We start from the raw sequence: 13668 nt of genomic DNA, 5'->3' as shown, positions 1-13668 counted from the left end.
GCGGACGTTCGATCATGAAGGATGTGGGAGGACAGCATATGCCATTTTGGCGCACGTATTATCACCTGGTGTGGGCCACGAAAAACCGTGAGCCATGGATTACGCCGGACATCGAGCCGCGTTTGTACGCGTATATTGTTCACAAAGCCGCGGAGTTGGGCGTGTTTGTGTACGCCATCAACGGCTGGACCGATCACATTCATCTGATCGTCGCCATCCCGCCGCACGTTTCCGTGGCCGACCTGGTCAAGCATCTCAAAGGCGCCTCTTCGCACGATCTCAACCAGCAGGGGCTTGCCGTGCATTTCGGCTGGCAGCGCGGCTACGGCGTACTGACATTGGGTCAGCGGCAAAAGCCCGATGCCGAAGCGTATGTCAGCAACCAGAAAGAGCATCATCGCCTGGACACCGCCATCGCCTGGCTGGAGCGCTACTCGGAGTTTGATGAAGGGCCTGAAGATATACCATCATCGCCCGCGTCCCAACCCGTGCCGGCCCTGCGCGAATCATCGCCAACCTATGACTACTCGGAGTTTGATGAAGGGCCTGACGACCTACCATCATCGCTCGCGTCCCAACCGGCGCCGGCCCTGCGCGAACCATCGCCCACCTATGACGTTCTCGACGAACCGGCATTCTAACCCCCCAAAACTCGCCCCGAATTCATTCGGCAATCCATCCAGCCCCCGCATTCATTCGGCCTCAACGAATCAACATCCCCCCCCCGAACCTGCTTCAGCAGGTTTTTCATACCAGACGCCGAATTCATTCGGTGGTCTTCGCCCGAATTCATTCGGCAATCCATCCAGACGCCGCATTCATTCGGTCTCAACGAATCAACATCCCCCCCCCGAACCTGCTTCAGCAGGTTTTTCATACCAGACGCCGAATTCATTCGGTGGTCTTCGCCCCGATTCATTCGGTGGCCTCCGCCCCGAATTCATTCGGTGGTCTTCGCCCCGATTCATTCGGTGGTCTTCGTCCGAATTCATTCGGTAATCTTCGCCCTGAACCCATCCAGCCCCCGCATTCATTCGGTCTCAACGAATCAACATCCCCCGAACCTGCTTCAGCAGGTTTTCCATCCAGACGCCGAATTCATTCGGTGGTCTTCGCCCGAATTCATTCGGCAATCCATCCAGCCCCCGCATTCATTCGGCCTCAACGAATCAACATCCCCCCCCCGAACCTGCTTCAGCAGGTTTTTCATACCAGACGCCGAATTCATTCGGTGGTCTTCGCCCCGATTCATTCGGTGGTCTTCGCCCCGATTCATTCGGCTCCCTTCCCCCCGAATACATTCGCCTCTTGGAGTAACATCATGGTTCATATCATCACCGACACGACCGCGGCGCTGCCGGAGACCCTGGCGCGGCAGCTTGGGATTCCGATCATCCCGCAGGTGATCAATTTCGGCACGGAGTCGTTCCTGGAAGGGGTGGACTTGGACAAGGCGACCTTCATGCGCCGCCTGCGTAGTGAGCGCACCCTGCCCAAGACCGCCGCGCCGCCGCCGGAGCTGTTCGTGCGCGAGTTCGCGCGCCTCGCGCCCACCGGCGAACCGATTCTGTGCATTCATCCGTCGTCCGAGATCAGCGGTACGGTGCGTTCGGCGCTGACCGCCCGCCAGGAGTTCCCCGGCGCGGACATCCGTGTGCTTGATACGCGGGTGGTGGCCGCGCCGCTGGCCACCCTGGTGCAGTTGGCGGTGCAGATGGCCGCAGCCGGTGAGACGGTGGATGTCATCGAGGCCCGCCTGGCCGGCTTGATTCCGCGCTGTCGCCTCTACTTCCTGGTGGCCACGCTGGAATACCTGGCCAAAGGCGGCCGCATTGGCGGCGCACAGGCTCTGCTGGGCAGCGTCCTGCAGATCAAACCCATTTTGACCCTGCGTGATGGCCGCGTCGAAGTGCTGGAACGGGAGCGCACCCACAAGCGCGCGCTGGCTCGCCTGCAGGAATTGGTGTTGACGCAAATCCCGCGGGATGGCAGCGGCCATCTGTGCGTGATGCACGCCGATGTGCCAGAGCAGGCGCTGGCCCTGGCCGAGGAGTTGCGCGGCCCGCTCAACCTGCCACCGCTGCCGATCTTCGATGTGCCGCCAGCCATCGTGGTGCATGGCGGGCCGGGGATTCTGGGAGTGAGTTTCTTCGTCTGAAATTCTCAATTCACCGCCGCGACCTGCGGCAGGGTTGGGGCGGCTGCCCTGGTGTGCAGGAGATCGAGCGCCAGGGTCGCACGCACGCGCACCATCTCATCGGCGCTCACCTGGAATGCGAGCAGGCTGGGCAGGGCGGCGGCGTCGCCCAGGCGCCCCAACGCCCGCGCCGCGGCAAAACCCACCTGGGCATTGTCGCCGGCCAGGTGCGTCAGCAGCGGCTCAGTGGCCCGCGGATCGCCCAGGATGCCCAGGCCCAGCGCGGCCCAGGCCTGCGCCGCCGGGTCGCCATCAGCGAGCTGGCTCAGCAGCGCTTCGGCATCGTCCAGGGTCAGGCTGAGCATGCCCTGGTCGGTCACGGCCCGCACACTCAGCGGGGTGTCCACGGCCGGAATCAGCGCAGTGACGCGGGCGGTCAACTGCAGCGGTTGGCCGTTCGGGCCGGGCATCGGCTGCCAGCGGCTGCCGCTGTCCATGCTGATGAAAACGCGGCCCGGCGCGAAGTGCATCTGACTGCTGCCGACCCAGAAACCGGTAGCCGCGTAGACCACACCCGGCTCGGCCGGATCGGCCGCCAGCGCGGTCACATCCAGGATAACGCCGGGCTGCAGGCCCAGGGCGCCGGACAGATTTTGCCAACTGCGCCCGCGGTCCAGGCTGCGGTAGAGGCCGTTGCTGCCCGTGGCCGCCAGCAGCACGCCATCGGTTTCCACCACGGCATGCACCGGCGCCGAGACGCTGCTGATGCGCAGCCAGCGATCGCCCTGGTCGCCGGTCGGGTCTGCCAGCTCACGATCGAGCACGAAGAGGCCGCGGCTGGCGCCCGCGAAGATCAGCGCCTCGTTGGCGTTGGTCACATGCACCTGCGCCACCGCGGTTCCAGCGGGCAATCCACGGCCAGGGCCGGTCAGCGCGTCGCCCTGCCAGTAGAAAAGACCCTCAGTGCTGCCGATGAAGACCGCCAGGTCGCGCGCCTGGTCTGAAGCCCGCGCCATCGCCAGGCGGTCAACGGCCAGGCTGGTGATCTGGGCCTGGGACGCCTGCACGTCTGCCCAGGCGAGCGGCAGCTCGCGCCAGGTCTGCGCAGCGAAATCGGCGCGGAAGAGGCGATTGCCGGCCGCGGCCAGGGCCGAATTGCCGTCAGGCGCCAGCGCCAGCGCGCTGATCTGCGCCGCCGGCAGGCTGCCCATGCTCAGCCAGGTGTGGCCGCCATCGGCCGTGAAAAACAGCTCCGAGCTTGCGCCGCTGCTCGCAACGGCCGCCGCCATCATCTGGCCGCTGCTGGAACTGGCGGTCAGCCGCTGCACCTGCGCCGCGGGCAGCGTCATTGCCTGCGGTGACGAAACCTGATCGAGCGCCCGGCTCTCGCGCTCACCAAACAGCAGGGCAAGGCCGGCGCCGCTTGCCAAGATCATCAGCGCCATCATCAGGCGCAGCAAATGAACTCCGAACGTCTTGATCGTCGTCATCATGGTGTGTTCTTCATCCTCCATTCCATTACTGCATTCCATTACTCTGACGCGTTCAGTCTAGCACCGTGCCCATCCCCGCGCATCGGTTACGCCTCTGGGTTTCCGCTGCGCAAACCACGCACCCCTTCTACGCCGTTGATTACGCCAAAATGCGTACTTGATACGTGATGCGTGACTCTCCCTTCCCCCTTCATCTTTCACTTAAACCAGAAGCCTCCCGCCTTCCACGTAAATCTCCAATCTCCAATCTCCAATCTCCGATCTCCAACCTCCAATCCTCTCTCTCCACACCCCCTCCTCAAGTTGACGCATTGGCGTTCTTGTCCTATACTGCAAACACCGACTGCCACCCGATGTCCCCCACCGCCTCTCTATTTCTTTTTCAGTTTTGGAAGGAGTTCACATGCCAAGTAAGCGTCTTCTACACGTGCTGGCTATCCTGGGGTTGCTCCTGGGCATAGTCGTGTCGAGTGTGCAGGCGAGCGCACCGTCGCGCCCGGCTGCCTCTTCCCCCATCTACGGGCCGTTCGCCGGCGAGACGAGCTACCCCACCGTCTGGAATGGCGACATGCGCGACCTGCCCCAGGGCAATAACGGCAAGGCTGCGCCAAACCAGCAGTTTCCCCTGCGCCTGACGCCGTCCGAGCAATCGGCGGCGACGTGGGCCGCGGCCCTGAACCCCAATGTGCAGGATTCGCCCGGCGCCGGGCAGATGCCCAACCCCATCATGAACTTCAACGGCATGACCTTTCCGGCGAATGGCGCCGGCTGGCCGCCCGACGTCAACGGCGCGATTGGCCCCAATCACTACGTCGAGACGCGTCAACACCTCGGTGGGTATCTACAACAAGACCACCGGCGCGTTGATCAGCGCAGTGACCTTCAACACCTTCTTCCCCGGCCCGGCCGGCACGCCGTGCGATGCCAATAACCAGGGTGATCCCCAGGCTCTCTACGATCAAACGGTCGGTCGCTGGGTTGTCACCGACTTTGCCTGGTCCGGCGCCACCGGCCCCTACTACCAGTGTATCGCCGTGTCCCAGACCAATGACCCGGTTGCGGGCGGCTGGTACTTCTACGCGCTGCGCGCGGACACCGGCATCTTCACCTCGTACCTGAACGACTATCCCAAGATGGGCGTCTGGTCCGACGGCTGGTATCTGACGGCCAACATGTTCGATCAGATCGGCACCGGCTTTGGTGTGCGCGTGTGGGCCTTGAACCGCAGCCAGATGATTACCGGCGGCGCCTTGCAGGAAGTCCACTTCGACACCTGCACCGACGCCACCTGCGATGCGCTGCTGCCAGCCAACTATCACGGCACGACCGCCCCGCCCGCCGGCGCACCCAACTACATGCTGTCGGCCACGCCGCCCGACCTGCTCAAGATGTGGAAGTTCCATGTGGACTGGGTCACGCCGGCCAACTCTACCTTCACCGGCCCGACCCTCCTGCCGATCAGCGCGTTCGAACCGGTCACCTATCAGGTTCCGCAGCAGGGCACCACGCGCCTCCTCGACACCCTCAGCTTTCGTTTGATGAACCTGTTGCAGTATCGCAACATGGGCTCCTACGAATCGCTGTGGGCTTCGCACACCGTGGACGTGGCCGGCAAGGCGTCCGTGCGCTGGTACGAAGTGCGCGCACCCGGCGCCGCCACCAATGTCTATCAGTCCGGCACCTACGCGCTGGGCGATGGCAATCACCGTTGGATGCCCAGCATCGCGGCTGACAAGGACGGTAATGCCGCCGTGGGCTACAGCGTCTCCAGCGCCAGCATGTTCCCCGCTCTGCGCTACGCAGGCCGCCGCCTGGGTGAAAGCCTGGGCCAACTACCGCAGAACGAAGCGGTGCTCATCAACGGCACCGGCTCGCAGACGGGCATCAGCCGTTGGGGCGACTACTTCTCGCTGACCCTCGACCCGGCCGATGACTGCACCTTCTGGTTCGCCGGCGAGTACCTGCCTGTCAGCGGCAACAACTGGTACACCCGTATCGGTTCGTTCAAGTTCGCCGCCTGCGGACAGACCCTGGGCACGCTCAACGGTCGCGTCTACAACACCGTCACCAATGCCGGCATCGCCGGCGCTCCGGTCACTGTGGTTGGCCCTGAGACCATGACCACCTCGACGGACGCCAGCGGAAACTACAGCGTCAACGTGGTTCCCGGCACCTATGACATCACGGCCGGCCCGCTGCTGCCTGGTTATCCCACCTCGGCGACCGTCACCGGCCGCACGGTCGGCGCCGGCGGCACCACCACCACCGACATCGGCCTGGCGCCGGTGCCGCACCTGGCTTACAACTCTTCCGCGGTCAGCGGCGGCAACGGCAACAGCGTCCCCGAACCGGGCGAGTCCAACCTGCAGATGTTGGTCAACCTGATGAACGACGGCGCCACCACCAGCACCGGCATCAACGCCGTGCTCTCGACCTCGACGGCCGGCGTGAGCGTTTCGCAGAACACCTCCGCCTACCCGAACATCCTGGCCGGCGGCAACGCGAACAACAATACGCCGTATGTCTTCTCGGTAGCTGACACTGTGCTCTGCGGTACGCTGATCAACTTCCAGTTGGCTGTGACCTCGACCCAGGGACCGTACACAATCAACTTCAGCCTTTTGGCCGGCAGCCCGCAGCCGCCCACCGCCTATTTCTTCGACAACTTCGAGAACGGCGTCAACGGCTGGACCACAGGCGGCACGCAGAACTTCTGGGCGCAGGTCACCAACATGTCGTACAGCCCCACCCATGCCTGGCACGACAGCCCGTCCGGCGTCTATCCGAACAACATGAACTCCTGGCTCAAGTCGCCGAACATCGTCCTGACCGGCAAGACGAACATCTCGGTCTCCGGCTGGTTCACTCATGCCCTCGAATCCGGCTACGACTACGCCTACCTCGAGTATTCGCTGGATGGCGGCACGACCTGGAACCCATCTTACCTGGCTCGCTTCAATGGCGTGTCGCAGAGCTGGGCGCAGACTGCGGTCGCCTCGCCGATGCTCGACAACCAGGCCAACGTGGCCCTGCGCTTGCGCGTCACCTCGGACAGCGGCGTGGTGGCTGATGGCATCTACATGGATGACTTCGCGGTCAACTACACACCCATCACCTGCGAGCCGCCGACGCCCACCGCGGTGCAGCTCAGCAATGTCGGCACAACCACGCCCGCGCTGCCCTACGGCACGATGGCGGCTGCGCTGGCCCTGCTGCTGGCGGCCGGGGCTGTGGCCTGGCGCCGTCGCACGGTCTGATTCACGCGCTGCGACCTAATCCAGGGCGTCCCCGTGCCCTGACGTAACGAACACAGAAGGCGGTCCGTCGTACTGATGGGCCGCCTTTTGTTGAGCGGAGATCAGATTGCACTTTTTCCGCTTTGTCGTGTACAATCTGCCCCTATGGAACAATCCCTGATTCGCAATTTTTGCATCGTGGCGCATGTGGACCACGGCAAGAGCACTCTGGCCGACCGCCTGCTGCAACTGACCGGAACGGTTTCCGATCGCGACATGACCGAACAGGTGCTGGACTCGATGGACCTGGAACGCGAGAAAGGCGTCACCATCAAGGCATCGGCCGTGCGCATGAGTTACACGGCCAGCAGCGGCCAGACGTACGAGATCAACCTGATTGACACACCCGGCCACGTGGACTTCTCCTACGAGGTCTCGCGCGCACTGACGGCCTGTGAGGGCGCGGTGCTCGTGGTGGACGCCAGCCAGGGCATCGAAGCGCAGACGCTGGCCAATCTCTATCTCGCGTTGGAACACGATCTGGAGATCATCGCGGTCGTCAACAAGATTGACATGATCGCGGCGCGACCGGACGAGGTGGCGCAAGAAATCGGCGACCTGATCGGCACACCGCTCGATGACGTCATTCGCATCTCGGCCAAAGAGGGCTTGAACGTGACCGCCGTGCTGGAATCGGTGGTCAAGCATGTGCCGCCGCCCAAAGGTGACGCAAGCGCGCCGCTGCGCGCCCTGGTGTTCGATAGCCATTATGACACGTATAAAGGCGTGGTGGCCTATGTACGCGTGTTCGATGGCTCGTACAGCCTGGGGCCGAACCTCAAGATCATGTCGAGCGGTCAGCGGGTCGAGCCGCTGGATGTCGGTATTTTTGGCCCCGGCATGATCCCGATCGGCGCACTGTCGGCCGGCGAGGTGGGCTACATCGCCACCGGCCTCAAGTCGGTGCGCGATTGCCGCGTGGGCGACACCCTGACCACCTGGCTGCACGGCGCTGACGCGGCCTTGCCCGGCTACGAACCGTCCAAGCCGATGGTGTTTGCGGGCCTGTATCCGACACGCGGGGAGGACTATGCCCTGCTGCGCGACGCCCTGGAGAAACTGCAGCTCAACGACGCCTCGCTCATTTTCCAGCCGGAGAGCAGCCAGGCGCTTGGCTTTGGCTTCCGCTGCGGCTTCCTGGGCCTCTTCCACATGGAGATCATCCAGGAGCGCCTGGAACGTGAATACGACCTGGACGTGCTCTTTACCGCGCCTAGCGTGGAGTACCAGGTGACCAAGACCAACGGCAGCGAGATCCTGGTGGATAACCCGGTGGAGCTGCCGCCTGAAAGCGAGATCGCAGAGATTCGCGAGCCGTGGATGAAGATCACGATTTTCGCGCCGGTGGAATACATCGGCCAGGTGATGGACCTGGCGACAAAACGCCGCGGCGAGTTCGTGAATCAAGAATACCTGGACGAGCGCCGGGTCCTGCTGACCTACCACATCCCGCTGGTTGAAATCCTGGTTGATTTCTATAACGACCTCAAGGCGCGCACGCGTGGCTATGCCAGCATGGACTACGCGTTCGACGATTACCGCGTGGCCGATATGGTGCGCCTGGATGTGCTCATCAACGACATTCCCGTGGACGCGTTGTCGGTCATCGTTCACCGCGATCAGGCTTTCCAAAAAGGGCAGCGGCTGGTCAGCAAGATGAAGGAAGTCATCCCACGCCAGCAGTACGAGGTGCCGATTCAGGCCGCGCTGGGCAAGAAGATCATCAGCCGGGCCAACGTCAAAGCCTATCGCAAGGACGTGCTTTCCAAGTGCTACGGCGGCGACATCTCGCGCAAGCGCAAGCTGCTGGAAAAGCAAAAAGAGGGCAAGCGCCGCATGAAGATGGTGGGGCAGATAGAGATACCACAGGAGGCCTTCATGTCGGTCCTCAAGCTGGACGAAGACTGAATTTAGGAGGGTATGTTGTCTGCGACAGCTCCAACTCAAGATAACGGGCGCCAGGCCCAGTTGACTCCCATGCAGGTCTTTCTGCTGCTGGCGGTGCTGGTCGCGGCCCTGGCGCTGCGGCTCTACAACAACAACTGGGATGACTACCAGCACGCGCATCCGGACGAACGTTGGATCGTGATGGTGGCCGGCGACATGCACATGCCGCACCACATCTCCGAGGCGCTCGACCCGCGGCGCTCGCCGTTCAACCCGTTGTGGAATCCGGAGCAGCGCGCGGTGCGCCATTTTGCTTACGGCCATCTGCCGCTGTATATCCTGACCGCCACAGCCGCGCTCGTCCATGCTGCGGGTCAGGCGCTGACCGGCCTGGGCCTACCAAGCGAGATCATCCGTTGGCTGGTGGCGGCCAACACCTACGACGGCCTCAATCTGCTCGGTCGCGTCCTCTCGGCTCTTTTCGACACCGGCTCGGTCTATGTCATCTTCCTGATCGGTCGGCGCATCTACAGCACACGCGCCGCTCTCCTGGGCGCCGCCTTCGCCGCGCTCACCGTGACTTCCATCCAACTCAGCCATTTCTACGCCTTTGATCCGGTGGCGGCCTTCTTTATCATGGGCGCGGTCTACGGTGGCGTGCGCATGGCGCAGGATGGCAATCTGTCGGCGTCGCTGCTGGCCGGGGCCATGGCTGGCGCCGCGGTTTCCTCCAAGTTCAGCGCCCTGCCCATTCTGGCCGCCCTGGTTGTTGGCGCGGGGGCACGTTACTGGTCCGTCATGGCGGCCCGCCGCAACCAGCCGGTGCGCGTGCGCGAAGACTACGAGATTGCGCTGGCCTCCAATCAGTTCACCCAGGCGCTCGGCCTGGCCCTGATTGCCCTCTCGGTGGCGGTGATTGTCTTTGCGGTGACCTCGCCCTTTGCGGTCATTGATTGGCCCAACTATCGCATCTCGGTGATTGACGAACAGGGCGCCATGGTGCGCGGCGATGCCGATTTCCCCTACACCCGCCAGTATCGCGGCACGCTGCCCTTCATCTACAACATCGAGCAGCAAATCCGCTGGGGCATGGGGTGGCCGCTCGGCCTGCTCGCCTTCATCGGCCTGGCCTGGGCTTTGGCGCGGGCGTTGGCCGGTCGCGCCAGCCCGGCCGAATGGGTTCTATTGGCCTGGTGTGTGCCCTATTTTGCGCTGACCGGCCTGTTCATGGTCAAATTCATGCGCTACATGCTGCCCTTACTGCCGTTCTTTAGCCTGATGGGCGCCGCGCTGTTGGAACGCATCTGGAGTCGTCAAAGCTGGATCGAGGTCTACCGCCGCGCGCGCGACTCTATTCCCGCTGCCAATCACGAGGACGCGGCACTGGATGTATCGGCATGGGTGGGGCGCAGCGAGGGCGACTCCGTAGACGTTCAGGAAGTTGTTGAGCCGCGTCCCTGGTGGGCCTGGCTGGCGCCGACGATTGGCCTGTTCGTCCTGATCGGCTCGGCCGTGTGGGCTTTGGCCTTCGTCAATGGCGTCTACGGCCATTCACATTCGTGGATCGCGGCCTCGCGTTGGATCTACGAGCATGTGCCGCAGAACAGCGTCATTCTGGCCGAACATTGGGACGATTCGCTGCCCAAGGACTTGCAGAAGCCGGCCGGCTATTATCGCGGCGCCTATGGCTACCGCGTTACGGACCTGCCCAACTACGAAGAGGATACGCAGGCCAAGTTCGAAACCATCAAGCGCATGGTCAACGAGGCCGATTATATTGTTCTGGCCACCAATCGCCTCTACCGCTCCATTCCCCGCCTGCCCCAGCGCTATCCCATGACCACGCGCTACTATGATCTGCTCTTCCAGGGCGAACTTGGCTTCGAACTGGTGCAGGAGTTCCCGTCACGGCCGCGTCTCGGCCCCGTCGAATTCAACGATGACGACGCCGATGAGAGCTTCACCGTCTACGATCACCCCAAACCGATCGTCTTCAAGAAAGTGGCGACCCTGACCGATGCCGAATGGCAAGACAAACTGGGCGATAGCTGGCAAGGCGCCATCCCCGGCTACACCGGCAGCAAATCAGCGCTGTCGCTGTTGTTCGATCGCCTGGAGGGTCGCACCACGCCCGCCGCCGCGCCCGCGGGTGAAGGCGCCAGCGGCAAGACCCTGCTGCTCGACCGTCCCAGTGAAGAACTGCCTGCGCCCTACGATCTGCGCTGGAATCGCCTGGCGACCAACTCGACCCCCATCGCCATCATCGTCTGGTGGCTGGCGCTGCTGCTCATTCAGCTCATCTCCTGGCCCCTGGCGTTCAGCGTCTTTCGCCATCTGCGCGACCGCGGTTACCTGTTCGCGCGGCTGCTCGGCTGGCTGCTCGCCGGCTGGCTGGTCTGGATCGTCGCCAGTATGCACCTGCCGGTCGTGGGCAACAATCTGCTGACCATTGGCGCCGCGCTGATCCTCATCGCCCTCCTCTCCCTCGTCCTTTGGCGCCGCAACCGTGATGAGATGCGCGCCTTTGTGCGCGCTAATCGCGGCCTGCTGCTGATTGGCGAGGCGGTATTCGGCGGCGCCTTCCTACTCTTCGTGGTCATTCGTATGCTCAACCCTGACCTGTGGCAACCCTGGCAGGGCGGCGAGAAGTTCATGGAGTTCGCCTTCCTCAACGCCACCGCGCGCAGCACCTGGATGCCGCCCCTGGATCCCTACTTCGCCGGTGGTTACATCAACTACTACTACTACGGCTACTTCCTGGTGGGCATCTTCATCAAGCTGACCGGCATCGCGCCGTCGGTCGCCTTCAACCTGGCTGTCCCCACGCTCTTTGCCGCAACCGCGGCCGGCGCCTTCTCGCTGGTCTACAACCTGGCGCCCGCGGCGGCCAACCGCCGCGGGCCATTCTGGCGTCAGGGTATTGGCGCCGGGTTGGCCGGCAGCCTGTTCGTCGTCGTCATCGGCAACCTGGACGCCATGGGGCAAGTGCTGCGCCGTCTGGCTGAACAGACCCAAACGCCGTTCCAAAGCCAGATTCCCGGCCTGCAAACGCTCGTGCGCGCCGTGTCCGGGGCGCTCCATCTCCTCACCACCGGCGGCCGCCTGTCGGGCTTCGACTGGTGGGCGCCCAGCCGCGTGCTGCCTGGGACGATCAACGAGTTCCCGTTCTGGAGCTTCCTCTTTGCCGATCTGCACCCGCACATGATGAGCATGCCGTTCACCATCCTGTTCCTGGCGTTGGCGCTCAACCTGGTGGCCGGCTACGGCGCCGGGATGAGCGGCGACCTCGCTGGCACGTTTCTCTCGTTCATCTTCATCCCGCTCAGTATCGGCGCATTGGCCGCCATCAACACCTGGGACCTGCCCACCTACCTGGGCGTTGCGGTTCTGGCCTTCATCATTCGCGATTACCGTGCAACCGGTCGTGTGCGGGTATGGCTGCTGCTCTTCTTTACGGCTGCCGTGGCCGCGCTGGCCTACGGTTTCTATCTGCCCTTCTTCCAGAACTACGAAGCGGTGGGCAGCAGCGGCGTTGGCCTGGTCAAAGGCAAAACCGATCTGGGCAAGTGGCTGCAGATTTGGGGCTTCTTCGCCTTCCTGGCGATCAGCTACTTGATTGTCGAGCTGCGCCGTCGCGACCATGAGCAGACCGACCCCAGGCGCGTTCACCCGCGCTGGTGCGCTGGCTGCGCATCATGGCCGATCAATGGGACCTGGCGCCGCGCGTCGCCACGCTGCATGCGGTGCTGGTCAAACAGGCCGCGCCCGCGTACCTCTTTGGGCGCCTCTTCGTGGCACTCATGGCCCTGATTGCCGTGGCTTTGGCGCTGCTCGGTTATTGGGTGCCGACGCTGCTGCTGCTGCCCTTGTTCGTGGCCGGGCTGCTCTTGTTCCGTCGTGATGTCACACCGGAGCGCACCTTCAACGTGCTCCTGATCTTCACCGGCCTGCTGGTCGCCTTTGGGGCCGAATTCGTCTTCCTGAAGGATTTTCTGTGCGGTTGTTCGGCCGATGGCAAGACCGTGGGCGACTTCTACCGCATGAATACCTTGTTCAAGTTCTACACCCAGGTCTGGGTCCTGCTGGGCCTGGGCGCGGCCGCGGCCCTGCCCACCCTGTGGGAGGCGCTGAACAAACGCTTCAGCGCGGGCTGGCGCGTCGCCTGGAGCGCTATCTTCGTGGTCCTCATGGCCTCGGTGCTGGTCTTCCCGCTCATCGGCACCCCGCGCCGCGTGGATGACCGCTTCCCCGGCACGCGCCCGGCCATCGGCACCCTGGATGGCATGGCTTTCATGACGGTCGGCGTCTACACCTGGCCGGATCAAAACAATCAAATTCACCTGCAGTACGATTACGATGCCATTCAATGGCTGCTGGATAACGTCAAGGGTAACCCGGTGGTCGCGGAAGGGCGCATTGATTACTACCGCGAAGGCGGCATGCGCGTCGCCAGCTTCACCGGCCTGCCCAGCCTCCTCGGCGCGCACCAGGGCGAGCAGCGCTACAGCTTCCTGGTGGGACCGCGTGAGAATGACGCGCGTGAGTTCTTCACCACCGCGGACATCGCGCGCACGCAGGATCTGATTCAGCGCATCAACATTCGCTACATCTATGTGGGCCATCTGGAGCGCACGGTCTACCCGGCGGAGGGCATCGCCAAGTTCGAACAGATGACCCAGCAAGGGCTGCTCTCCGTGGCGTATCGCAACCAGGAAGTCACCATTTACCTGGCGCCCTGAGCGCCGAATGAATTCGGCGCCTGATACGTCAAACCCGCTCAAGCGGGTTGCGCTGGCGGCAACCTGCCTCGGCAGGTTTGTTGTAGCAGCCCGTGAATTCATTCATGGGCTACCTG

The 13668-nt window shown here is 63.3% G+C and carries 8 protein-coding genes; 7 read left to right on the top strand and 1 reads right to left on the bottom strand.

Annotation, left to right across the window (positions count from 1 at the left end):
• Positions 1–38: 38 nt before the first annotated feature.
• Positions 39–641: an IS200/IS605 family transposase gene (gene tnpA / locus IPF85_RS26915; RefSeq protein WP_343411136.1), complete on the top strand. Its 603-nt coding sequence runs from the start codon at positions 39–41 to the stop codon at positions 639–641.
• A 680-nt stretch (positions 642–1321) separates the two neighbouring features.
• Positions 1322–2158: a DegV family protein gene (locus IPF85_RS26910; protein ID WP_343411135.1), complete on the top strand. Its 837-nt coding sequence runs from the start codon at positions 1322–1324 to the stop codon at positions 2156–2158.
• A gap of 5 nt (positions 2159–2163) precedes the next feature.
• On the opposite strand, the gene IPF85_RS26905 is transcribed toward IPF85_RS26910, so the two are convergent.
• The gene (locus IPF85_RS26905) at positions 2164–3630 is read right to left on the bottom strand and encodes a HEAT repeat domain-containing protein (RefSeq protein WP_343411134.1); all 1467 of its coding nucleotides are present in this window, start codon (positions 3628–3630) and stop codon (positions 2164–2166) included.
• 403 nt (positions 3631–4033) lie between these two features.
• Here IPF85_RS26905 and IPF85_RS26900 point away from each other — a divergent pair, with 403 nt between their 5' ends.
• The 5 genes from IPF85_RS26900 to IPF85_RS26880 all read left to right on the top strand — a co-directional run bounded on the left by IPF85_RS26900 (position 4034) and on the right by IPF85_RS26880 (position 13552).
• Positions 4034–4561, top strand: coding sequence for a hypothetical protein (locus IPF85_RS26900; protein WP_343411133.1), 528 nt, complete (start codon positions 4034–4036; stop codon positions 4559–4561).
• Positions 4464–6887, top strand: coding sequence for a hypothetical protein (locus tag IPF85_RS26895; protein ID WP_343411132.1), 2424 nt, complete (start codon positions 4464–4466; stop codon positions 6885–6887). Before IPF85_RS26900 ends, IPF85_RS26895 begins: the two co-directional genes overlap by 98 nt.
• A gap of 144 nt (positions 6888–7031) precedes the next feature.
• Positions 7032–8834 carry a translation elongation factor 4 gene (gene lepA, locus IPF85_RS26890; RefSeq protein WP_343411131.1) on the top strand — a complete coding sequence of 601 codons (1803 nt, stop codon included), beginning with the start codon at positions 7032–7034 and terminating at the stop codon, positions 8832–8834.
• A gap of 15 nt (positions 8835–8849) precedes the next feature.
• Positions 8850–12623: a DUF2298 domain-containing protein gene (locus IPF85_RS26885; RefSeq protein ID WP_343411130.1), complete on the top strand. Its 3774-nt coding sequence runs from the start codon at positions 8850–8852 to the stop codon at positions 12621–12623.
• Positions 12509–13552, top strand: a complete 1044-nt coding sequence (locus tag IPF85_RS26880) for a DUF2298 domain-containing protein (RefSeq protein ID WP_343411129.1) — start codon at positions 12509–12511, stop codon at positions 13550–13552. Before IPF85_RS26885 ends, IPF85_RS26880 begins: the two co-directional genes overlap by 115 nt.
• Positions 13553–13668 lie beyond the last annotated feature (116 nt).

Source organism: Candidatus Amarolinea dominans, assembly GCF_016704685.1.
In the GTDB taxonomy this organism is placed as follows: Bacteria; Chloroflexota; Anaerolineae; order SSC4; family Amarolineaceae; genus Amarolinea; species Amarolinea dominans.
Note: the sequence above shows the minus strand (reverse complement) of the source record. Positions and strands in the feature narration are given on the sequence as shown.